General features: G+C 70.0%; 17 protein-coding genes and 1 pseudogene. 7 read left to right on the top strand and 11 right to left on the bottom strand.

Annotation, left to right across the window (positions count from 1 at the left end; genetic code table 11):
- Positions 1 to 7: 7 nt before the first annotated feature.
- From L1066_RS08460 to L1066_RS08445, 4 genes are all read right to left on the bottom strand, one after another.
- On the bottom strand, positions 8 to 1240 hold the full coding sequence (locus L1066_RS08460) for an MFS transporter (protein WP_235735930.1): 1233 nt from the start codon (positions 1238 to 1240) through the stop codon (positions 8 to 10).
- A 65-nt stretch (positions 1241 to 1305) separates the two neighbouring features.
- Entirely contained in the window at positions 1306 to 2895 is a 1590-nt protein-coding gene (locus L1066_RS08455; RefSeq protein WP_235735929.1) for an ATP-binding cassette domain-containing protein, read from the bottom strand.
- Positions 2808 to 4769 carry an ATP-binding cassette domain-containing protein gene (locus L1066_RS08450; protein ID WP_235735928.1) on the bottom strand — a complete coding sequence of 654 codons (1962 nt, stop codon included), beginning with the start codon at positions 4767 to 4769 and terminating at the stop codon, positions 2808 to 2810. Before L1066_RS08450 ends, L1066_RS08455 begins: the two co-directional genes overlap by 88 nt.
- A gap of 314 nt (positions 4770 to 5083) precedes the next feature.
- Entirely contained in the window at positions 5084 to 7273 is a 2190-nt protein-coding gene (locus tag L1066_RS08445; protein ID WP_235735927.1) for an NADP-dependent isocitrate dehydrogenase, read from the bottom strand.
- A gap of 226 nt (positions 7274 to 7499) precedes the next feature.
- Between L1066_RS08445 and L1066_RS08440 the strand changes: the two genes are divergently transcribed.
- Both L1066_RS08440 and L1066_RS08435 read left to right on the top strand, forming a co-directional pair.
- Positions 7500 to 8642 carry an MIP family channel protein gene (locus L1066_RS08440; RefSeq protein WP_235735926.1) on the top strand — a complete coding sequence of 381 codons (1143 nt, stop codon included), beginning with the start codon at positions 7500 to 7502 and terminating at the stop codon, positions 8640 to 8642.
- A 161-nt stretch (positions 8643 to 8803) separates the two neighbouring features.
- Positions 8804 to 9787 (top strand): malate dehydrogenase, encoded by a 984-nt coding sequence (locus tag L1066_RS08435; protein WP_235735925.1) that lies wholly within the window; start codon positions 8804 to 8806, stop codon positions 9785 to 9787.
- A gap of 99 nt (positions 9788 to 9886) precedes the next feature.
- Here the strand turns inward: L1066_RS08435 and L1066_RS08430 are convergent, their stop codons facing one another.
- The 5 genes from L1066_RS08430 to L1066_RS08410 all read right to left on the bottom strand — a co-directional run bounded on the left by L1066_RS08430 (position 9887) and on the right by L1066_RS08410 (position 14485).
- Entirely contained in the window at positions 9887 to 10300 is a 414-nt protein-coding gene (locus L1066_RS08430; RefSeq protein WP_235735924.1) for a DUF3017 domain-containing protein, read from the bottom strand.
- A 2-nt stretch (positions 10301 to 10302) separates the two neighbouring features.
- Positions 10303 to 11154: a bifunctional methylenetetrahydrofolate dehydrogenase/methenyltetrahydrofolate cyclohydrolase gene (locus tag L1066_RS08425; protein ID WP_235735923.1), complete on the bottom strand. Its 852-nt coding sequence runs from the start codon at positions 11152 to 11154 to the stop codon at positions 10303 to 10305.
- Positions 11155 to 11237: 83 nt separating this feature from the next.
- A complete protein-coding gene (gene purH / locus L1066_RS08420) occupies positions 11238 to 12836 on the bottom strand; it encodes a bifunctional phosphoribosylaminoimidazolecarboxamide formyltransferase/IMP cyclohydrolase (RefSeq protein WP_235735922.1) in 1599 nt (532 codons plus the stop codon).
- The gene (gene purN / locus L1066_RS08415; protein WP_235735921.1) at positions 12833 to 13456 is read right to left on the bottom strand and encodes a phosphoribosylglycinamide formyltransferase; all 624 of its coding nucleotides are present in this window, start codon (positions 13454 to 13456) and stop codon (positions 12833 to 12835) included. Before purN ends, purH begins: the two co-directional genes overlap by 4 nt.
- Before the next feature lie 48 nt (positions 13457 to 13504).
- The gene (locus L1066_RS08410; protein ID WP_235735920.1) at positions 13505 to 14485 is read right to left on the bottom strand and encodes a cell division protein PerM; all 981 of its coding nucleotides are present in this window, start codon (positions 14483 to 14485) and stop codon (positions 13505 to 13507) included.
- 413 nt (positions 14486 to 14898) lie between these two features.
- On the opposite strand from L1066_RS08410, the gene L1066_RS08405 reads away from it, so the two are divergent.
- From L1066_RS08405 to L1066_RS08390, 4 genes are all read left to right on the top strand, one after another.
- Positions 14899 to 15840, top strand: coding sequence for an RNA polymerase sigma factor (locus L1066_RS08405; protein ID WP_235735919.1), 942 nt, complete (start codon positions 14899 to 14901; stop codon positions 15838 to 15840).
- Positions 15841 to 15853: 13 nt separating this feature from the next.
- Positions 15854 to 16693, top strand: a complete 840-nt coding sequence (locus L1066_RS08400; RefSeq protein ID WP_235735918.1) for a hypothetical protein — start codon at positions 15854 to 15856, stop codon at positions 16691 to 16693.
- Between the two features lie 98 nt (positions 16694 to 16791).
- Positions 16792 to 17298 (top strand): SigE family RNA polymerase sigma factor, encoded by a 507-nt coding sequence (locus tag L1066_RS08395; RefSeq protein WP_235735917.1) that lies wholly within the window; start codon positions 16792 to 16794, stop codon positions 17296 to 17298.
- A 99-nt stretch (positions 17299 to 17397) separates the two neighbouring features.
- Positions 17398 to 19083 (top strand): hypothetical protein, encoded by a 1686-nt coding sequence (locus L1066_RS08390; protein ID WP_235735916.1) that lies wholly within the window; start codon positions 17398 to 17400, stop codon positions 19081 to 19083.
- Positions 19084 to 19186: 103 nt separating this feature from the next.
- On the opposite strand, the pseudogene sucD reads toward L1066_RS08390, so the two are convergent.
- Together sucD and sucC are read right to left on the bottom strand one after the other, a co-directional pair.
- A pseudogene (sucD, locus tag L1066_RS08385) lies at positions 19187 to 20067 on the bottom strand (succinate--CoA ligase subunit alpha).
- Positions 20068 to 20083: 16 nt separating this feature from the next.
- Complete coding sequence (gene sucC / locus L1066_RS08380) at positions 20084 to 21250, bottom strand: ADP-forming succinate--CoA ligase subunit beta (protein ID WP_235735915.1); 1167 nt, start codon at positions 21248 to 21250, stop codon at positions 20084 to 20086.
- 453 nt (positions 21251 to 21703) lie between these two features.
- On the opposite strand from sucC, the gene L1066_RS08375 reads away from it, so the two are divergent.
- A complete protein-coding gene (locus tag L1066_RS08375; protein ID WP_235735914.1) occupies positions 21704 to 22420 on the top strand; it encodes a M23 family metallopeptidase in 717 nt (238 codons plus the stop codon).
- The last annotated feature ends 44 nt before the right edge of the window (positions 22421 to 22464 follow it).

Below are 22464 nucleotides of genomic sequence, written 5' to 3'. Positions count from 1 at the left end.
CGGGTGCTCAGTCGGCGGGCTGGACGGCAACCGCACCCGGACGCCGAGCCAATCCGAAGGAGACGAGCAGCACCGCCAGACCTGCCAGCGCAAGTCCGACTCCGACGAGGGCCGGGGCTCGGTATCCCCAACCTGCGGCGATCACCAGACCACCCAGCCAGGCACCCAGGGCATTGGCCACGTTGAGGGAGGCGTGGTTCATCGCGGCGCCCAGTGTCTGGGCGTCACCCGCCACGTCCATCAGTCGCAGCTGCAGGTTGACCACCAGCACCGACGTGGTCGCGGTGATCACGAAGACCACGGGCAACGCCCACCAGCCGGCCGGCACCACCGCGACGAAGACCAACAGCACGACGGCGGTGCCACCTGAGGAGAGCAGCAACGACCCGAAGACCGACCAGTCGGCCAGTCGACCGGCCAGCCAGGTGCCCACCGTCATGCCGAGTCCGAAGACCAGCAGGAACCAGGGCACCGCACTCTCCCGCAGCCCACCGACCTCGGTGAGGGTGGGTGAGATGTAGGTGTAGACGGCGAACATGCCGCCAAAGCCGACCGCGCCGGCCGCCAGCGTCAGCCACACCTGTCCGCGCCGCAGCGCGGCGAGCTCGCGTCGGCCGGAGGCGGCCGGGTCACCCGGGAGCGAGGGCACGAAGAGCAGCACCAGCGAGACCGTGGCCAGGCCGAGCACCGAGACCATCCAGAAGGCAGAGCGCCACCCGAGGTTCTGTCCGAGCCACGTGGCGGCAGGGACCCCTACGACATTGGCGATCGAGAGGCCGATCATCACCAACGCGACCGCGCGCCCCTTGCGCCCGGGGGCCGCCAGACTGGCCGCCACCAACGACGCCACGCCGAAGTAGGCACCGTGCGGCAGCCCGGAGAGGAAGCGGGCAGCGGTCAGCAGTCCGTGGCTGCTGGCCAGTGCGCTCAGTGCGTTGCCCACCGTGAAGGCCACCATCAGCGCCACGAGCAGCGCCCGGCGGGGCAACCGCGCCCCGAGGAAGGCCAGCACCGGTGCGCCGACGACGACGCCGATGGCGTAGGCGGAGATGACGTGGCCGGCCGAGGAGATGCTGACGTCGACGCCGTCGGCGATCTGCGGCAACAACCCCATCGTCACGAACTCGGTGGTGCCGATCGCAAAGCCGCCCATGGACAGCGCGAAGACCGCCCACCCGAAGTGGACGGCCTTCGGGGCACCGGGACCTGCCTCGCGGGTGCGCTCTGCGGTTGACGTCATCGCGGGTTCAACCACGCGCCGTACGCCGTGATTCCCCGCTGTGACCCATCCCTCGCCCCTCGTGCTCACCCGGCGAGGTGTCGCCAACGGGGCGCCAGTTCTCGCCAGGTGCCGACGGCGGCGACCTCGCCGTCGACCAGCACCACCACCCGGTCGGCGCGGGCGAGCGCCGCCTGCTTGGCGGTGGCGCCGATGACGGTCGCTCCTCGACCGCGCAGCGCCTGCCACAACTCGATCTCGGTGGTGGCGTCGAGGGCACTCGAGACGTCGTCGGCCAGCAACAGCTCCGACTCCGTGGCCAAGGCACGCGCCAGCGCCAGGCGCTGCACCTGGCCGCCGGAAAGACGTACGCCGCGGTGCCCCACCAGCGAGTCGCGGCCTCCGGCCTCGCCGATGTCGACGGAGAGACGTGCATCGTCGACGGGCTGCTCGAAGGGTCGGTCGTGACCGAGCAGGACATTGTCGGCGAAGGTGCCCGAGAGCACCCGAGGCACCTGCGCGACATGGGCGACCTGCCCGGGGCGCAGGAACTCCTGCGCATCGTCGACGGGGATCTCGTTCCACCGGAGCCCGCCCCGGTGCTCGATGAGGCCGGCCAACGCTGCCAGGAGGCTCGACTTGCCGGATCCGACCTGTCCCACGAGGAGCACGAGTTCGCCTGCCCTGACCTCGAGGTCGACGTCGCTGACCCCGATCGTGCCGTCGTCGTGGAGGGCGGAGAATCCCTCCAGGGTGAGTGAGCGCAGCCGAACGCGTGGGGCGGGCAGCGGCGCCGGTGCTGCGCCGGTGACCAGGTCGACGCCCTCGGGAAGGTGCATGAGGTCGGCACCGCCGGCGAAGCGCGCGGTCTCCTTCTGCCAGGCACGCACGCCCGGTGCCTCGGTGACGACCATGCCGGCAACCCGACCGAACCAGTCGAAGCCGGCGACGGCGTTGGCAACCAGCAGCGCAGTGGCCAGGCCCCAGCCCTCCAGGTAGTAGATCGCCCAGGCAGCGACGACTCCGCACTGGACCATCAGCATCGGCACGCCGTCGAGGAAGGCTTGGACGCGGTGCTCCTTGACCGCGGCGTTGACCCGCCCACCGTCGACCGTCAAGAGGTGTGCGTGCACCTCGGGCGTGGCCGAGGCGAGCTTCACCGTCCGCACCGATTCCAGGGCCGAGACCAGCGCCCGTCCGAAACGCGCCCGCGCCGCAGAAGCGGCCGCCGCAGAGCGACCGGCGATCGGGCGGCCGACCGCCGAGGCCAGCGCCGAGGTCACCAGCACGGTCACCAGCACCGCACCTGCCACCCAGGTGCCGGCGACGAGTGCGGTGAAGGCAGCCACGATCATGCCGTTGACGAAGTCGACCCAGCGGTCTGCGTAGCGCGGCAACCTGTCGCCGTCCATCGCCCGCCCCACGACCTCGCCCGCGGGGGTGCGCGGCAGCCGGTGCTGTTGGGTCTGCCCGCGGAGCACCGACATGCGGGTACGCAACAACACCTCGACCCACCAGCGCGGGTAGCGGTAGAAGGCGTCGGCCAGCATCAGTGGAGCTGCCAACAGCGAGAGCACCAGACCGACCGTCAGCAGCGACGGCGTGTTGCCCTGCTGCAGCTCCACGACGATGTGGCCCCACAGCAGACCGGTGACGGCGCCCTGGGCGCCGACCATCGAGGCCAGGAGGAACAGCGCGGCGCCGAAGATCCCCCACCACGGTCGGACCCTGAGCACGCTGAGGATGCCCCGGGTGAGCGTGGGACCGTCGCCGGGTCGGGCCACCTCGGGTGGCGGGCCGGAGCGCCGCTTGCCGCCGACCGCACCCGTCTCGGCGTGGTCGAGGGTCGCGTGCTGCGGCTCGGGGGAACGGACGGGTCCTCGTCGACACCGTGGGTCTCGGCCAGGCGGCTGTCGCGGAGCAGGTCGAGGAAGGGGCCCGGTGCCAGGGCCAGCTCCGCCCGGGCTCCCTGCTGCACCACCCGCCCGTGGTCGAGCACGGCCACCAGGGGCGCGCGCTCGATGGTGGTGAGACGGTGCGCGATCAGCACGCCGGTGCGGCCGGCCAGCAGCCGGTCTGCCGCAGCGACGACCCTGCTCTCCGTCATCGGGTCCATGCGAGCGGTGGCCTCGTCGAGCACCACCACCCTCACGTCGCGCACGAGCAGTCGGGCGAAGGCCACGAGTTGCTCCTCGCCGGCCGACAGGGAGGTGCCGCCGGGGCCCAGCAGGGTGTCGAGCCCGTCGGGCAGCCCGGACACCCATCCGGTGAGACCGAGCTCGTCGACGGCGGACTCGACCTCGTCGCGTGGGTGGTCGCCGAAGAGGGTGATGTTCTCAGCGACCGTGCCGGCAAGGATCTCGGTGCGCTGGGTGACCACGCCCACGGCGGCGCGCAGTGCCTGCAGGTCGAGGTCACGCACGTCGACGCCGCCGACGAAGACCGTGCCGCGCGGCGGTTCGACCGCACGTGAGAGCAGCGATGCGAGCGTGGACTTCCCGGAACCGCTGCGCCCCACCAGCGCGATGGTCTGCCCGGCCGGCACCGTCAGGTCGACTCCGCGGAGCGCGAAGCTGCCCTCCGTGTAGGAGAAGTCGAGCCCCGCAACCTGCAGTCCGAGCACCGCAGCGGGCGGCATCACGTCGCCGCCCTTCGGCTCCGGCGGCACCGCGAGCATCTGGCGCAGCCGAATCACCGCGCCGAGCCCCTCCTGCAGGTCGGGCAGGTGGTTGGCCAGCATTGCGATCTGACCGACGAAGGTGGAGGTGACGAGGAAGAGGGTGACCAGCCGGGCCACCGTGATGTCGTCTCCAACGGCCAGGGCCACACCGGCCACGCCCACCCCGGCAAGCAGCGCGTGCAGCAGCAGCCCGGCACGACGCCCGAGCGTCGCCTCCACGAGCACCACCTGGCGGAAGAGGTCGTGCACCTTGGCGGACAGACCGGCCACTCGCCGGATCACGTGGGCCTGGCCGAGGCTGGTCCGCAGGTCGTCACGCCCGGCGATCCCCTCCTCGAGCGCAGCCGCGTGATCGGTCCACGCCATCTCCTCGATGACCTTACGACGCGCGATCTCGCCCAGCAGTGGTCGCACGACCCAAGCGGTGAGCACGGCCAGGGCCGGGAAGAGGAACCAGGACGGCCACCAGGTGACACCGGCCACGACCCACATCGGCAGCGCCCCGAAGGCCGTGCGAGCCACCATCCACAGCTGCCAACGGGTCAGGTTGCCCACCTCGTGGGTGTCGTCGTCGACGCGGTCCAGGATCTCGCCGACGGCCTGCTCCCCCAAGGCCTCGAGGGGCTGGCTCATCGCCGCATCGAGCAGGTCCTCGCGCAGCCGCCCCTCCACCCGGTCGGAGAGGCCGACCCAGCCGATCTTGCCGGCGGTGTCGATGAGTGAGGCGCCGACGACACAGAGGGCGAGCCATCCGACCAGCGAGCCGCTCGGGCTCTCCGCGAGGCGTCCGGCGACCACGGTGCCCAACGTCGTACCCACGGCGGCGATCGCGGCGCACAGGAGGGCGACCGCCGCCACCGGGCTGCGCAACCGCCGCCAGTCGACGGTGCGTGACGGGTCGACAGCGGCAGGGCCAGGCGGAGTGCTCGGGGTTCCCCTGTCGTCCGGGTGAGTGTCTCGGTCATCGCCGTTCGACACTACGCCGATCGCCCGACAACCTGCCTCTCCTTTTCTCCCCCGGCACGCTCCGACGTGAGCGACGTCATTCACCGAGGTGCTCCCCGATCGGCAGCAGGAGCTCGACCGCGTCGACGAGGGTCGGACCGTCCGGCACGCCTCGCGCGTCTCCCCAAAGGAGTGGGGCCCGGTCGACCAGCGGTCGACCGGGCCCCACGACGAATGACTCAGAGCGAGGCGAGGGCCTCGTTGAGCGTGGCGGACGGCCGCATGACGGCCGAGACCTTCGCCGCATCCGGACGGTAGTAGCCGCCGATGTCGGCAGGCTTGCCCTGGACGGCGATCAACTCGGCGGCGATCTTCTCCTCGTTGTCGCGCAACGTCGCGGCCAGCGGCTTGAACGCATCGGCGAGCGCCGCGTCGTCGGTCTGCTTGGCCAGCTCCTCTGCCCAGTAGAGCGCCAGGTAGAAGTGCGACCCACGGTTGTCGGTGGTGCCCAGCTTGCGGCCCGGCGACCGGTCCTCGTTGAGGAAGGTGCCGGTGGCACGGTCGAGGGTGTCGGCCAGCACCTGGGCGCCTGCCTTGCCCGACTGCTCGGCGTACTTCTCGAACGACGGGACCAGCGCGAAGAACTCGCCCAGGCTGTCCCAACGGAGGTAGTCCTCCTCGACGAGCTGCTGCACGTGCTTGGGTGCGGAACCACCGGCACCGGTCTCGAAGAGGCCGCCGCCTGCGATCAGCGGGACCACCGACAGCATCTTGGCCGACGTGCCGAGTTCGAGGATCGGGAAGAGATCGGTGTTGTAGTCACGCAACACGTTGCCGGTGACCGAGATGGTGTCCTCGCCGCGACGCATCCGCTCCAGGGAGAAGCGGGTGGCGAGCTCGGGGGTGAGGATCTGGATCTCCAGGCCCTCGGTGTCGTGCTGCGGCAGGTAGGCGTTGACCTTCTTGATGATCTCGGCGTCGTGGGCGCGTGCCTCGTTGAGCCAGAAGATCGCCGGGCTGCCGGTGGCGCGGGCGCGGGAGACGGCGAGCTTGACCCAGTCCTGCACCGGGACGTCCTTCGTCTGGCAGGCGCGCCAGATGTCGCCGGCCTCGACGTCGTGCTCGATGAGCACCTCGCCACTCGACGAGAGCACCCGCACGGTACCTGCCTGGGCGATCTCGAAGGTCTTGTCGTGGGAGCCGTACTCCTCGGCCGCCTGCGCCATGAGCCCCACGTTGGGGACGGTGCCGATCGTGGCCGGGTCGAGCGGGCCGTTGGCCTTGCTGTCCTCGATGACGGCCTGGTAGACGCCGGCGTAGGACGAGTCGGGGATGACCGCGAGCGTGTCTGCCTCGCCGCCGTCGACGCCCCACATCCGACCACCGTTGCGGATCAGCGCCGGCATCGAGGCGTCGACGATCACGTCGGAGGGGACGTGGAGGTTGGTGATGCCCTTGTCGGAGTTGACGTAGGACAGTCGCGGCCCGTTGGCCAGGGCAGCCTCGAAGGCAGCCTTGATCTCAGCGCCGTTCTCCAGCTTGTCGAGCGCCGGCAAGATGGTGCCGAGGCCGTCGTTGGCCGAGAGGCCGGCGGCGGCGAGGTCGTCTCCGTACTCGGCGAAGACGTCGGCGAAGTAGGCCTTCACGACGTGGCCGAAGATGATCGGGTCGGAGACCTTCATCATCGTCGCCTTGAGGTGTACGGAGAAGAGGACGTCGTCGGCCTTCGCCCTGGCGATGGCGTTCCTGAGGAAGGCCTGCAGCGACGCGGCACTCATCTTGGTGGCGTCGATGATCTCGCCGGAGAGGACCTTGAGGCCGTCCTTGAGGACGACCTGCTCGCCGGCGGCCGTCTCCAGCACGATGGACAGGGTGTCGTCCTGAGCCAGCGTCACCGACTTCTCATTGCTGGCGAAGTCGTGCTCGCCCATGGTGGCGACGTTGGTCTTCGAGCCCTCAGGGAACGCCTTGTTGGTGTGCGGGTGCGTCTTGGCGTAGTTCTTCACCGACGCCGGGGCGCGGCGGTCGGAGTTGCCCTCACGCAGCACCGGGTTGACCGCGGAGCCCTTGATCTTGTCGTACTTCGCGCGGATCTCCTGCTCCTCCGCGGTGGTGGCCGACTCGGGGTAGTCCGGCACCGCGAAGCCCTGCGCCTGCAGCTCGGCGATCGCGGCCTTGAGCTGCGGGATCGAGGCGGAGATGTTGGGGAGCTTGACGATGTTGGCCTCGGGCGTCTTCGCCAGCGCGCCCAGCTCCGCGAGAGCGTCGTCGGCCAGGTCGAAGGCGGCGAGGATCCGGGCCGCCACCGAGATGTCGCGGGTCTCGATCTCGACCCCGGCCTTGGCGGCGTAGGCCTCGACCACGGGAAGGAAGGAGTACGTCGCGAGCAGCGGCGCCTCGTCGGTGTGGGTGTAGATGATCTTGGCCATCTGCTGGCTGCTCCTGATCGTCGCGGGGCTCAATAAATTGCTTGACGTCAAGATACCTGACGACGTCACACCCCAGCGTCGCACCCGACGTACACGAGGTCCAGCGGCCGGCCGCCACGCCCGTCACCCGTCCCTGCGGACGTGCCGGCGGAGGGCACCCCCTTGTGCCCGACCGGGTGACTAGGGTCGGATGGACACAACTGCTCGGATCCGAAAGGGAAACGTTGTGACTGCAGAATCGCTGGATCCCCCTGCTCTCCCCCGCAAACTGGCCGCTGAGGTGCTCGGCACCTTCGTGCTGGTCTTCCTCGGCTGTGGTGCCGCGATGTCATCAGGCGCCGCCGGTGGCAGCGCCCCCAACCTCGTCGGCACTGCGCTCGCGTTCGGCATCGCCGTACTCGTCATGGCCTACGCCGTCGGCCACATCTCCGGCGGTCACTTCAACCCCGCCGTCTCGGTGGGAGCGGCCATCGCGGGCCGCTTCGCCTGGATCGACGTGGCCTACTACGTCGTGGCACAGCTCGTCGGCGCCCTCCTCGCCGGTGTCGTCCTCTTCACCGTGTTCAAGGGCATCGACGGGTTCGAGGCCGAGGGCAACATGGCGCAGAACTCCTTCGGCGACGACGGCAGCGGCCTGGCCCTGTGGGCGGCCCTGATCATCGAGATCATCGGCACGGCCGTCTTCCTCTGGGTCATCCTTGCCGCCACCGACAAGCGCAACAAGACCATCACCGGCGCGGCGCCGGTGGCCATCGGTCTCACGCTGACCGCACTCCACCTCGTGATGATCCCGCTGACCGGCACCTCGGTGAACCCGGCCCGGTCGATCGGCGTCGGCGTCTTCGCCGGCACCGACGCGATCGTGCAGCTGTGGCTCTTCATCGTCGCGCCGCTGCTCGGTGCAGCCATCGCCGGCTTCAGCTACATGTTCATCTTCGGTCGCGACGGCATGTCGGTGCCCGGGGCCGGTCTGCAGTTCGCCTCCGCACCTCGTCAGCAGCAGTGGGACAGCAGCCGGGTCAGGGCCAGTGGGCGCCGCAGCAGCCCCAACAGCTCAACCCCGACCCGACCGGACAGCCCGGACAGTGGGGAGCTCAACCGCAGCCGGGTCAGCCTCGGGCGGACAGGGGTGCCCAGCCGCCACCCCGGACAGCAGCCACCCGCCCCCTGGGGCCAGCGAGCTCCGCCAGCTTTCGCCGGTCCAGCCCGGTCCCCCTCCGGGCCGCCACCGCAGTCCGGTCCGCCGTCCGGCGCTCCGCAACAGGGCGGCCAGCCGCCGCAGCCTCCGGCTCCGCCTGCACAGGGCGGTTGGACGCCGCCGTCCGACCAGAGCGGCACGCAGGTGCGGCCGCCCGAGGACCAGGGCTGACCTGAGCCGACCCGACACGTGCCCCCGGCGACTGCTCGCCGGGGGCACGTTGCTTTGGGATCCCGGAGTGTCCATGTGCAGACCCGGGGACGACCCGCACCCCTTCACGCTGCTAGTTTCGACAGCAAGGATCACCCGTCTCATTGCCCAAAGGAGTCCTCGTGAGCGCATCTCCGCTCAAGGTGGCCGTCACCGGCGCCGCCGGTCAGATCGGCTACAGCCTGCTCTTCCGTCTCGCCTCCGGCGCCCTCGGCGACCGCCCGATCGAGCTGCGTCTGCTCGAGATCACCCCCGCGCTCAAGGCGCTCGAGGGTGTCGTCATGGAGCTCGACGACTGCGCCTTCCCCGGCCTCGCCGGCATCGAGATCGGTGACGACCCGGAGAAGATCTTCGACGGGGTCAACCTCGCCCTGCTCGTCGGCGCCCGCCCGCGTGGCCCCGGCATGGAGCGCAGCGACCTGCTGTCCGCCAACGGTGCGATCTTCACCGGTCAGGGCAAGGCCCTCAACAAGGTCGCCGCCGACGACGTACGCATCGGTGTCACCGGCAACCCGGCCAACACCAACGCCCTCATCGCGATGACCAACGCTCCCGACATCCCCAAGGAGCGCTTCTCCGCGCTGACCCGCCTCGACCACAACCGCGCCATCTCGCAGCTCGCTGCCAAGACCGGCGCCAAGGTCACCGACATCAAGAAGATGACGATCTGGGGCAACCACTCGGCCACCCAGTACCCCGACGTCTTCCACGCCGAGATCGCCGGCAAGAACGCGGCCGAGGTCGTGAACGACCAGGCCTGGATCGAGAACGACTTCATCCCGACCGTCGCCAAGCGCGGCGCGGCGATCATCGATGCCCGTGGTGCCTCGTCGGCGGCCTCGGCTGCTTCCGCCACCTGCAACGCCGCGCGCGACTGGCTGAACGGCACCCCGGAGGGCGACTGGGTCTCGATGGCCGTCGTCTCCGACGGTTCCTACGGCACGCCCGAAGGCCTGATCACCTCCTTCCCGGTGACCACCAAGGACGGCGACTGGAGCATCGTCCAGGGTCTCGAGATCGACGAGTTCTCCCGCGCCAAGATCGACGCGACCAACGCCGAGCTGGCCGAGGAGCGCGCCGCGGTCACGGAGCTCGGCCTCATCTGAGCTCCTCCCTGCTTCAACGGAACGCCCCGGGATCTCCCCGGGGCGTTCCGCATTTCCCGTGGCACGCGTCCGCTTCCAGCACGGTCGCGGCCGGGCTGATCAGACCGGCTGGTCGGGGATCGTCGTGGCCAGGATGATCAGACAGACCCCGAAGACGACGAGGATCGAGACGTCGAGCGACTTGCGTCGGACCTCCAACATGCCGGCCACCTCGGTCGGCAGCAGCAGCCGCGCACCTGCGCCCGCGAGCAGCGAGACGCCCAACCAGCTCACGCCGGTGCGCCAAGGGCCGGTGGCAGCAACGACCACCCCGGCCAGGGCAGCGACCAGCACCACCAGATAGACGATGCCGCCGACGGTGGACGGCTTCTTGAACTCGGTGACCGGCTTCCGGGAGGGAGACGGCCCGTCCCCCGGGTCGCCGACGTCCGCCCTCGCCTCCCGAGACGATCGGAGTGGAAGGTCGTCGTCGGACTCCTCCCCGATCGGCCGCCCCGGATGCGATTCGCGCATGGTCAGCCCAGTCGCTTCTCGGCGATCGAGACGACGTTGGCCAGCAGCATGGCGCGGGTCATCGGGCCGACCCCGCCCGGGTTGGGCGAGATCCACCCGGCGACGTCCCAGACGTCGTCGGCCACGTCGCCGGCGATCTTGCCGTCGACACGGGAGACGCCCACGTCGAGCACGGCCGCGCCGGGCTTGACCATGTCGGCGGTGATGATGCCCGGGACACCCGCGGCCGCGACGACGATGTCGGCATTGCGCACGTGGCTGGCCAGGTCGACGGTGCCGGTGTGGCACAGCGTCACCGTGGCGTTCTCGGAACGACGGGTGAGCAGCAGGCCAAGCGGCCGCCCCACGGTGACACCTCGGCCGACGACGACCACCTCTGCGCCCGCGATCGGCACCTCGTGGCGGCGCAGCAGCTCGACGATCCCGTACGGGGTGCACGGCAGCGGGGCCTCGTTGCCGAGCACCAGCCACCCGAGATTCGTCGGGTGCAGGCCGTCGGCGTCCTTGGCGGGATCGATCAGGCCCAGCACCTTGTTCTCGTCGCGGCCCCGCGGCAGCGGCAGCTGCACGATGTAACCGGTGCAGGCAGGGTCGTCGTTGAGCGTGCGGACGGCGTCCTCGATCTCCTCCTGCGTGGCGACCTCGGGGAGGTCGATGCGAATCGACTCGATGCCGACCTCGGCGCAATCCTTGTGCTTGCCACCCACGTACCAGCGCGACCCCGGGTCGTCACCGACCAGGATGGTGCCCAGACCGGGCACGATCCCGTGCTCACGCAACCGCGCGATTCGGGTCTTCAGTTCGTCCTTGATCGTCGCCGCCGTGGCGCTGCCGTCGAGTTTGCGTGCCGTCACGGGGCCCAGTCTATTTCAGACCGGGCCCAGCGTCGTACGCCGGGGACACCCTGCCCCGGCGCAGCGCGCTCAGCGGTCGTGGATCAGTGCGCGAAGTGGCGGGTGCCGGTGAAGTAGAGGGTGATGCCCGCAGCGTTGGCGGCAGCGATGACCTCTTCGTCACGGATGGAGCCACCGGGCGCGACAACGGCCTTGACGCCACCGTCGATGAGCACCTGCAGGCCATCTGCGAAGGGGAAGAAGGCGTCGGACGACGCAACCGCGCCCTTGGCCCTCTCACCGGCCCGGTTGACCGCCAGGTGGCAGGAGTCGACGCGGTTGACCTGGCCCATGCCGACGCCAACGGAAGCACCGCCGTGGGCGAGCAGGATCGCGTTGGACTTCACCGCGCGCACCGAGCGCCAGGCGAACGCGAGGTCGGCCAGCACCTCGTCGGAGGCGACCTCGCCGGCGACCAGGCGCCAGTTGGCCGGGCTGTCACCGAAGGGGCGGCCCTCGGCGTCGACGCCCTCCGCATCGATCTGGTCGCGCGACTGCACGAGCATGCCGCCGGTGATCGGGCGGGACTCGATGTGCAGGCCCGTCGGCGGGTCGACGACCAGGAGCCGCAGGTTCTTCTTCGCGGTCAGGATGTCGAGCGCGGCGCCCTCGAAGCCGGGCGCGACGATGACCTCGGTGAAGATGTCCTTCACGGTCTCCGCCATCTCAGCGGTCACCGGACGGTTGGTGGCGATGATGCCGCCGTAGGCCGACACCGGGTCGCACTCGTGGGCCTTGCGGTGGGCCTCGGCGACCGTCTCACCAATGGCGATGCCACACGGGTTGGCGTGCTTGATGATCGCCACGGTGGGCTGGTCGCCGTGGTCGTAGGCGGCACGGTAGGCCGCATCGGCGTCGATGTAGTTGTTGTAGGACATCTCCTTGCCGTGCAGCTGGCTCCCCTGGGCCAGCCCCCGCGCGGCGCCGTGGCCGTTGCGGTAGACGGCGGCCCGCTGGTGGGGGTTCTCGCCGTAGCGCAACACGTCGCCCAGACCCCACGACGCACCGATCCAGTCCGCGAACTGTGCGTCGGCGTGGTCGTTGAGCTCGCTGCCCATCCAGGTCGCCACGTTGACGTCGTACGTCGCCGTGTGGACGAACGCGTCCGTGGCGAGGCGACGGCGCTCGGCCAGCGTGAAGCCACCTGCCTGGACCGCGGTCAGCACTGCTGCGTAGTCGGCGGGCGAGGTCACGATCGCCACCGAGGGGTGGTTCTTGGCGGCCGCCCGCACCATCGACGGACCGCCGATGTCGATCTGCTCCACGCACTCGTCGGCCGTGGCACCTGAGGCGACCGTCTGGCTGAACGGGTAGAGATTGGAGACGACGAGGTCGAAGGGCTCGACCCCGAGCTCCTGCAGCTGCTCGTTGTGGCTGTCGAGGCGACGGTCGGCCAGGATGCCGGCGTGCACCTTGGGGTGCAGGGTCTTGACCCTGCCGTCGAGGCACTCGGGGAAGCCCGTCAGCTCCTCCACCTTGGTGACCGGAATCGCCAGCGACTCGATCAGTGCGGCGGAGCCGCCGGTCGACACGATGGAGACGCCGGCCTGGTGCAGACCCCGGGCCAGCTCCTCCAGGCCTTCCTTGTCGTAGACGGAGACCAGAGCGCGGCGGATCGGGATGCGACCCTCGGACGTAGTCATCGGTTGAACCGGACCTTCCTGTCGGTGATGGTGAATCCAACGCGTGCCATCAGGCCCACGTTGTCGGCGAGCATCGCTCGTTCGGCGACCTTGATCCGCTCGTGCAGGGAATCGACGTCGTCGTCGTCCAGCACGGGTACGGCGCTCTGGGCCACGATCGGGCCCGTGTCGACACCCGCGTCGACGACGAACAACGTGCAGCCGGTGACCTTGACGCCGTACTCGAGGGCGTCGGCCGGACCGGACATGCCCGGGAAGCTGGGCGAGAGCGCGGGGTGCGTGTTGACGGTGCGACCACCGAAGGCCTCGATGAAGGTCGGGCCGACGAGCTTCATGAAGCCCGCCAGCACCACGAGGTCCGGCTCGAAACCGGCGACGGCCTTGGTGAGCACCCGGTCCCAGTTGTCGCGGCTCTCGTAGTCGCGGACCTGCTTCACGAACGTGGGTACGCCGGCCCGGTCGGCCCGCCGCAGGCCTTCGATGTCGTGCCGGTCGGCTCCAACGGCGACGACCTGGGCTCCGTAGGCGGGGTCCTCACAGGCGTCGAGGAGAGCCTGGAGGTTGGTCCCCGAGCCGGAGACGAGCACGACCAGGCGAGCGGGTGAGGAACTCGAGGGCACGGCCGAAGTTTATCGGTCTGCCTCCGCGTGGACCGCAGCGGTAGGGGGTCACTCCCCGCCGTCGTCGTCGGAGTCCTCGGGCACGACCAAGAGGTCGGGGTTGGCACGTCGGAAGAGCCACGTCGCCAGCAGTCCCCCGAGCAGCCCGCCCAGGCCCAGGGAGACGATGCCGGTGAGCAGCGTCTCGCCCACGACAGGACCCACGTCGGCCATCCGTCCCGGACCGACGGCGCCGCCTGCCAGCAACGCCAGCAAGCCGAAGCCGACCCCCGCAAGGGCACCGGAGACGAGTCCGTGGAGCGCGCCGCGGTCCCAGGCGGGCAGGGGGCGCACCCGTTGGGCGCGGAACACGACGACCGCCGCGACGAGCGGCGGGATCGCCACCAGGAACGGCATCCAGAACGGGGTCGGGCCGTTGTCGGGCAGCGCAGCGAGCAGCGGGACCATCGGCACCGGACCGACGGCGACGACGGTCGGCGAGACCAGGGTGCCGGTGCCGACCATGAATCCCGGTCCGAGCAGGAAGCTGCCCGCGCACAGCAGTGCATTGGGCACGATGAGGCACATCAGGGCGATGAAGAGGATCGCGTCGCCGGTGTCGGTGTGCATCTGGGAGAGGACGTTGGCCGCGGAGTCGAGGTCGATGGCCAGGGAGACCACGAAGGTGAGCAGCGAGAACACGAGGAACCAGACCAGGATGCGGGCCGCCGTACCCACCGCCGCACGCACCTCCTCGGGCAGCCGCGGCAGCCACACCGCGGCGCGACCGGAGCCGACGGCGATCCCGGCTCCGCCGAGGGCGACGGTCATCAGCAAGGACCAACCGATCACCGCACCCAGGCCGGGCTCCGCAGAGCCGGTCGAGGCCAGCACGCCGGTGAGCGTGGCGATGACCAGGTAGGCACTGCCGAAGAGCCCGGTGGCCGCCGGCACCGTCCAGTCGCGGTCTCCGTCGGCGAGCGCGTCGGCGTCGGGACCGTGTCCGGCGACGTTCTCCCCAGCCGCACTGCGCTGCGCCACACCGACCATGCACACAGGAGGGTGATCCCCAATGGCGCTGCGGTGATCCGCACCCCTCGACGGTGACACCCGAGCCGTGGCCCATCAACCAGGCCAGCGCCCCACTGCGCAGCGCGTCACGTGGCACCCCGTGCGCCCCCGCGTCGGTGGCGAACCAGCCGATCACCGCGACGGCCAGGGCCCCCAGGAGCGGGACGCCGGCAGCGATCACCCCGGCGACGGGAGCCAACACCGCGAGGGGCCGGGGAGCGGCCGGGGACGCGTCGGAGCGTGGGGGCAAGATCGTGGCGGTCATCTCCCGAGCATCTTCGCCCGATCACCACACCGAGGCGGGGCGAACACGCCGCCGAGGGCGAAGTACGGCACGCATCACCCCCGGGGAGGGCGGAGGCTGCCCAGCCACGACCTAGAGTTGGTCTGTCATGCGAGACCCCGAAGCGTTCGATGCGTTCTATGCCGAGGCGCGTGGGCGACTGCTGTTGCAGACCTACGCGCTCACTGGCGACCTCCCAGCGGCCCGGGACGCGGTGCGCAGTGCCTTCGTGGCGGCGTGGCACCACTGGGCCAAGGTCGAGCGACGGGGCGACCCGGAGTCGTGGGTGCGTCCGCACGCCTGGCAGCAGGCACGACGGCGGCACCAGGCCCGGCCGTGGCACCGCGAGCGCATCATCGATGACGAGTCCCGCCGTACCCTCGAGGCGCTGGGCAACCTGTCGATCTCCCAGCGCAAGACGCTGCTGCTGACCCAGTTGAGCGCGGTGACCATGCAGGAGATGGCGCGCGAGGTCGGGCTCACCGATCAGGCCGCAGTCGGCGAGCTGCAGGAGGCCACGTCGACACTCTGCCTTGCCCTGGAGATCGTGCCCGCCGAGATCCGACCCCACCTGGAGGCCTTGGCCGACCGGCTGTCGGAGATCCGTTTCCCACCTGCGGCCACGCTCCGCCGCAACGGCACGATCCGCCGCAGGCTGCACACCACCTTGGGGGTCGTGGCCAGCGCTGCGCTCGTCCTGGGTGCGGGCGCCGCCGTGTACGACAGCGACGCCGTCTCCCCACTGCTCGGTGAGCACTCGGAAGTCGACGCCGCGCCCGAGCCCGAGGCCCGCCTGGTGCGCGGTGATCTGCTCGCGCACACGGAGGTCGACGCGGCGGTGGCACCGCGGCGCACCAAGGGCTCGGGGACCATCGACAACAACACCAGCGACACCGGGATCTACGCCCCCTGCCAGGCGCACCCCTTCGCGGTGGGCGAAGGGGACGGACAGGCACTCGTACGACGCCTGAAGTTCACGGGCAGGCCGAAGGCGGGCACGATCCAGTCCGTCGAGGTGGCCCCGACGCGACCACGGCGCACACCGCGCTGAAACGCATGGAGGAATGGTTCGTCGACTGCCAGACCCCCGGGTGCAGCTGCTGTCGGTGCACGAGCTCCAAGGCGTCGGTGACGAGGGCACGGTGCTCACGATCCGGGCCTGGGATGCACCGGTCACGACCTATCAGGCTGCGGTGGTCCGCACGGGCAGGCTGGTGTCGCTCGTGCTGTTGGAGAAGAGGGGAACCGGGCCCTCGAAGGTCGACCCGATCCTCGACCTGGCCACCGCTGCCGTGACGAAGCTCTGTGGCTCCGCCGTCGCGGCCGACGAGCCGGGCGAGTGTGCGCTGGCCCCCGAGGCCAAGCGGATCACCCCGCCGCCCTCGAACTCCGCGGTCGGGATGCTGCAGGTCATCGACCTGCCGCCCTTCCCCGGTGCCGACGAGCCGTGGGTGGGGGTCAACCCCACGAAGGCCACCACCAACGCGGCCGCCACTCGGTGTGACAACACGAAGTTCACGGGCAAGGCGATGAAGAAGGCACGCACCCGGACCTTCGTCATCCCCGGTGCGAAGCTGCCGACGGAGTTCGGCCTCACCGAGACGACCGGCCGGTTGCCCAACAAGGCCGCAGCCAAGAAGTTCGTCAACGGGGTGCGCGACCGGGTCGGTTCGTGCACCGACGACGACCTGACCGTCACCGTCAAGCAGCTCGGTGACCGGACCTCCGGTGACGAGGAGGTCACCTGGTGGCGGATCGACACCGAGGTGTCTGACACCCGCACCTTCACCCAGCTGATGGCGATCGCTCGCCGCGGGCGGACCGTCGCCCAGGTGGGTTTCACCCCGGCGGCGGCAAGTCACTCGCCCAGGGCGGTTTCGACGCGCTGGCCATTCGGGCACTGAAGAGACTGGGCAACATTTCCGCCTCCTGATGCAACCAGATCCCTGGGCCGGGCGTATCCCCACGACACTGAAGCACTCAGACCGAAGGGGGCCCGGCCGTGACGGAGGACGAGTTCGACGAGTTCTACTCCACGTCGTTCGGGCGGCTGACCAGCCAGCTCTACGCGATGATCGGGAGTCGTGACGAGGCGCAGGAGTGCGTCCAGGAGGCTTTCGCCAGGGCCTGGTCACACCGCCGGAAGCTCGAGCGGGCCGAACACCCCGAAGCCTGGGTGCGCACCACTGCCTACCGCCTCGCGGTCAGCCGCTGGCGTCGTACCCGCCTCGCCGGCCGGGCCCGCGACCGCAGCGTCGGGTCGCCGGTCTCCACCGCCGGCCCCGACGAGAACCATGTCGCCCTCGTGGCGGCGCTGCGCCAGTTGCCCGAACCGCAGCGACGTGCGCTCGTGCTGCACCACCTGTGCGACCTGCCCGTGGACGAGGTGGCCCAGGAGACCGGCGCACCCGCCGGCACCGTCAAGGCACGCCTCTCCCGGGGGCGCGCCACCCTGCTCGCCCTGCTCGACCCCGACCAGGACCTCACGGAAGGAGTGACCGGTGTCTGATCCGATCAAGGACCTCGAGGAGTTCCCCACCATGCCGGCCACTCCCCTGCCAGCCAGCCAGGTGCGCCGCCGCGGCGGCGACTGCGCCGCCGCCGCCACGTGCTCACCTCCGTCGCCGCTGCCGCCGCGGTCGCCGTCATCGCCTCCGGCGGGTACGCCGCCACGCAGCTGGGGTCCGACAGCGGGGGCAACGGGCAGGTGGCCACGACCCCCTCGACCCACGAGGACCTCTACGGTCCGCTGACGAAGGCCAACGTGATGGCCGACAACGACACGTTGCTGCCGTCGGGTGGGTCCTGGCCTGCGGGCGACGTCACTCCCGGTGACGGCCAGGCCGATGCCAACCCCTGCCAGCAGTCGAGCTTCGAAGGGCTCGGGGCCGACCAGGTGTTCGTGGGCACGTGGTGGACCGAGGCCATCTCCCTCTCGCAGTCGGTGGCGCAGTTCCCCAACGCTGCGGATGCGAGCAGGGCTGCCGACGACGTGCGGGGTTGGCTGGCCGACTGCAGCATGCCCGACGCCGAGGCCTACACCAGCGACGAGCCGGTCGCCGTCGACACGACCGACGGGGTGACTGCTGATCGGATCACCTCCCGCTGGACCTACCCCGGCGAGGTGGCCGGCGAGGCCTACACGGACCACGAGATGAACACCGTCGTGCTGGTGACCGGCAACCGGATCTCGGTGGTCACGGTCGAGGCGCCGGCCGGCACCGAGGGCATGACGGACGCGTTGGAGACGATGGCAGCCAACGCCGCCGTACGTCTGGTCGCCGAGGACGGAGCATCCGGTGCGCCCGGCGGCACCGACATCGCGTGGCCGACCCGGATCCCTGACTCGATCGACCTCGCGCACGGCTACCCGGAGACCAACGGCGACGGGAGCCCGGTCGAGGTGACCGACGAGGCCGGTCTCGACGACTTCCAGCTGTGCGGCACCCCGGCCTGGGTGACCGCGGGAAGCGTCGACCTCCGAGGCGCCCGTTGGGAGGCGGAGGCCGAATCTGCTCGGGTCCGCACCCTCGCGCTCTTCACCGACGACGCAGCTGCGTCCCAGGCCGTCGAGCAGGTCGCCGGAGCCGTCGCGGACTGTCCCGAGACGAGCAGCGACGGGGGCGCCTCGAGCAGCGTCAACGAAGCGTTCTCCTCCGACCTGGGTGACGAGGCCTACGCCTTCACCACCCGCTTCGGGTCGGACGGGCAGCTGAGCCCGGGGCTGGAGGTCTACCAGTTCGTACGGGTCGGCAACGCCGTGCTGGCCACCTACGACTACAGCGAGGCCGGGTTCAGCCAGGACGCCGTGCGGAAGACGGAGTACGACGACGCCGATGCGATCGTCGCGACCCTGCGGGACGCGTTCGGAGCCGGCGGGGAACCGGGCTCAGTGGACCTCACCGGCGACGGCTTCGGCCCACTGGTGCTCGGGGAGCCGGCCGAGGGCGTCGATGCCGAGGTCGTCGAGGGCGACCTACCGACTCGGGGCTGCGTTCCGGTGACGTTCCAGGTCGACGGGGAGAAGCGGATCCTGACGTCGGTGTCGACGGAGTTGGGAGTGGCGGTCATCTTCCTCGGCGACGGTGACCGGACGCCTGAGGGGGTCGGAGTGGGCAGCACCCGTGAGGAGGTGATGGCGGCCTACCCGGAGGCCGAGTACGCCGCGGTCCACAACGTGCTCACGGCACGTCCTGCCGGCCATGACGACCGGCACTGGGAGTTCTTCCTCGACGCTGACGACGTGGTCACCGAGGCCGACCTCATGCTGGATGCACAGGACTGCGTGGGCTGAGCAGCGCCGCAACGGGCCCGACCCGCTGAGGGTCGACGTACGGAAGGACGAAGGGCCGCCCCGGAGTGATCCGGGGCGGCCCTTGCCGTGCTTCGGTCCGTCGTCAGAGGGACTTCATGATCTCGCGCATGAGCTCCGCGGTCTCGGACGGCGTCTTGCCGACCTTGACGCCGGCGGCCTCGAGGGCCTCCTTCTTCGCCTGCGCGGTGCCCGAGGAGCCGGAGACGATGGCGCCGGCGTGGCCCATGGTCTTGCCCTCCGGGGCGGTGAAGCCCGCGACGTAGCCGACGACCGGCTTGGTCACGTGCTCCTTGATGTAGGCCGCGGCCCGCTCCTCGGCGTCGCCACCGATCTCGCCGATCATCACGATCGCCTTGGTCTCCGGGTCGTTCTCGAAGGCCTCGAGGGCGTCGATGTGCGTGGTGCCGATGATCGGGTCTCCACCGATGCCGATGGCGGTGGTGAAGCCGAAGTCACGCAGCTCGAACATCATCTGGTAGGTCAGGGTGCCGGACTTCGACACGAGACCGATGGGGCCCTTGCCCGCGATGGTGTGCGGGGTGATGCCGGCGAGGGACTCCCGGGGCTGATGATGCCCGGGCAGTTGGGGCCGATCATCCGGGTCTTCTTGCCGTCGAGGTAGGCGAAGACCTCGGCGGAGTCCTGGACCGGGACGCCCTCGGTGATGACCACCAGGAGCGGGATCTCGGCGTCGATGGCCTCAATGCAGGCAGCCTTGGTGAAGGCCGGCGGCACGAAGGCGACGGACACGTTGGCGCCGGTCTCCTTGATGGCCTCTTCGACGGTGCCGAAGACCGGCAGCTCCTTGCCGTTGAGCTCAACGGTGGTGCCGGCCTTGCGGGCGTTCACGCCGCCGACGATGTTGGCGTCGGCCTGGAGCATCAGGTCGGTGTGCTTGGAACCCATGCCACCGGTGATGCCCTGGACGATGATCTTGGAGTCCTTGTTGAGGTAGATCGTCATGTCAAGTCTCCGTTTCTCAGGCGTTCGCCAGCTCGGCGGCCTTGTCGGCCGCGCCATCCATGGTGTCGACCTGCGTCACGAGCGGGTGGTTCAGCTCGTTGAGGATCGCACGACCCTTTTCGACGTTGTTGCCGTCGAGGCGGACGACGAGGGGCTTGCTGGCCTTGTCGCCGAGGAGCTCGAGAGCCCCCTTGATGCCGTTGGCGACCTCGTCACACGCGGTGATGCCACCGAAGACGTTGACGAAGACGCTCTTGACCTGCTCGTCGTTGAGGATCACGTCGAGGCCGTTGGCCATCACCTCGGCGTTGGCGCCGCCACCGATGTCGAGGAAGTTGGCGGGCTTCACGTTGCCGTGGTTCTCACCGGCGTAGGCGACGACGTCGAGGGTGCTCATGACGAGACCCGCGCCGTTGCCGATGATGCCGACCTGGCCGTCGAGCTTGACGTAGTTGAGACCGAGGTCCTTGGCCTTCGCCTCGAGCGGGTCGGCCTCCTCACGGATCTCGAAGTCGGCGTGGTGCGGCTGACGGAACTCCGAGGCGTTCTCGTCGAGGGACACCTTGCCGTCCAGGGCTTCCAGCTTGTCGCCCTCGAGGCGGGCAAGCGGGTTGACCTCGACGAGGGTGGCGTCCTCTTCGACGTACACCTTCCAGAGCTTCTGGACCATCTCGATGGCCTGGTCACGCAGCTCGGCCGGGAACTTGGCCTCGTCGACGATCGCGGCAGCCTTCTCCGGGGTCACACCCTCGAGGGCGTTGATCGGGATCTGGCGAACGGCCTCGGGGTTGGTCTTGGCGACCTCCTCGATCTCCACACCACCCTCGACGGACGCAATGCACAGGTGCGAGCGGTTCGCACGGTCGAGCAGGAAGGAGAAGTAGTACTCCTCGACCGGCGGGGTCGCCGGCGTGACCAGGACCCGGTTGACCGTGAGTCCCTTGATCTCCATGCCCAGGATGTTGGACGCGTGCTCAAACGCCTCGTCCGCGGTCTTGGCGAGCTTGACGCCGCCAGCCTTGCCGCGGCCGCCGGCCTTGACCTGCGCCTTGACGACGGTGACGCCGCCCAGCTGCTCGGCCGCTTCCTTGGCCGCCTCGGCGGTCTCAACGACTACGCCGAGAGTGGTGGCCACACCGTGCTTGGCAAAGAGTTCCTTTGCCTGGTATTCCATCAAGTCCACGTGACTGATCCTTTGGGTTGCTGTTCGCGACAGTTCGGGGCATGTCCGGTCTGGACTCAGCTCACCCGATCCTTGAGCACAATAGACCCGCGCATGTGCTCGTCACCAAAGCGGGCCAGTCGCTGGGACGGGTGCGACGTGGCTCACATGGTGGAACGCCGCGACCATTTCTCAGGCATTTCCCTGACAGGCCGCCCGGCGTTCATCCACAATCTCCGGGATCACGATTTTCCCCCGTACGGTCCCCTCCGCTACCCTCGCTGAGGCTTTGACCGCCGATGACCGACAGGAACAGGGGCACAGCTGCATGGGTAACCACCGGGCACCGCGCCGCGGAGCATCTTCCGCGACGCGTCGAACGGACCCCGCCGCTCCCGCCGGTGGCAAGCGCAAGGCCGTCAAGCACGCGAGTCCTCGTAGCTCTCGTCGCCGGGTCGCTCCCCGGCCTCGGTGATGCTCGGTCTCGCCGCGCTCACGGTCTCGGCGACCGGTGCGATCACGGTCGGTCAGGTCGACAGCGCGGCGAGCGACACCGCCGCGCCTGCGTTCACCCTGCAGGCCAACGCACTCACCGGCGTCAGCGCCGTCTCCTCCACGTCCTCTCGCGAGCAGCGCACCCAGACCATCTCCCGCGACTCCCGCCGTGACGCCCTCCAGGACGCGAGCACGCAGGAGCTCAAGGAAGCCGCCGAGGCCCAGGTGGCCGAGCGCAACGGCGAACTGGCCAAGCTGGCGGAGACGGCGACCAAGCACGCCAACAAGGTCGCCCAGAACCTCTGGCACCTCCCCGTCGTCGGCTACCGCCTGACCGCCCGCTTCGGCGCCGGCGGCGGTCTGTGGTCGCACAACCACACCGGCCTCGACTTCGCCGGTCCGCTCGGCAGCACCGTCATGTCGGTCACGAACGGCACGGTCACCTCCGTCGGCTACGAGGGTGCCTACGGCAACCAGGTCATCGTCACTTCCGACGACGGCACCGAGTTCTGGTACTGCCACCTCAACGCGTTCAGCGTGCAGGTGGGCGACAAGGTCGCCGCCGGCGACAAGGTCGGCGAGCTCGGCTCCACCGGCAACAGCACCGGCCCCCACATGCACCTCGAGGTCCGCCCCGGTGCCGGCGACCCGGTCGACCCCTACGAAGCTCTCCGCGCCAACGGCGTCCAGCCCTGACCCTGCTCCGCCGGGGGTCGACCCCCGCCTGAGTTCGAGCCCCG

The sequence above is a fragment of the Nocardioides alcanivorans genome (genome assembly GCF_021555175.1).
GTDB lineage: Bacteria > Actinomycetota > Actinomycetes > Propionibacteriales > Nocardioidaceae > Nocardioides > Nocardioides alcanivorans.
This window is presented reverse-complemented; position numbering and strand designations above follow the sequence as displayed.

Coding starts and splice junctions, on each gene's coding strand:
- purH (WP_235735922.1), bottom strand. CDS start 12,836: ATGACTACGTCCGAGGGTCGCATCCCGATCCGCCGCGCTCTGGTCTCC.
- L1066_RS08455 (WP_235735929.1), bottom strand. CDS start 2,895: ATGGTCGGCGCCCAGGGCGCCGTCACCGGTCTGCTGTGGGGCCACATC.
- L1066_RS08405 (WP_235735919.1), top strand. CDS start 14,899: ATGCGAGACCCCGAAGCGTTCGATGCGTTCTATGCCGAGGCGCGTGGG.
- L1066_RS08375 (WP_235735914.1), top strand. CDS start 21,704: ATGCTCGGTCTCGCCGCGCTCACGGTCTCGGCGACCGGTGCGATCACG.
- L1066_RS08445 (WP_235735927.1), bottom strand. CDS start 7,273: ATGGCCAAGATCATCTACACCCACACCGACGAGGCGCCGCTGCTCGCG.
- L1066_RS08410 (WP_235735920.1), bottom strand. CDS start 14,485: ATGGTCGGTGTGGCGCAGCGCAGTGCGGCTGGGGAGAACGTCGCCGGA.
- L1066_RS08430 (WP_235735924.1), bottom strand. CDS start 10,300: ATGCGCGAATCGCATCCGGGGCGGCCGATCGGGGAGGAGTCCGACGAC.
- L1066_RS08400 (WP_235735918.1), top strand. CDS start 15,854: ATGGTTCGTCGACTGCCAGACCCCCGGGTGCAGCTGCTGTCGGTGCAC.
- L1066_RS08460 (WP_235735930.1), bottom strand. CDS start 1,240: ATGACGTCAACCGCAGAGCGCACCCGCGAGGCAGGTCCCGGTGCCCCG.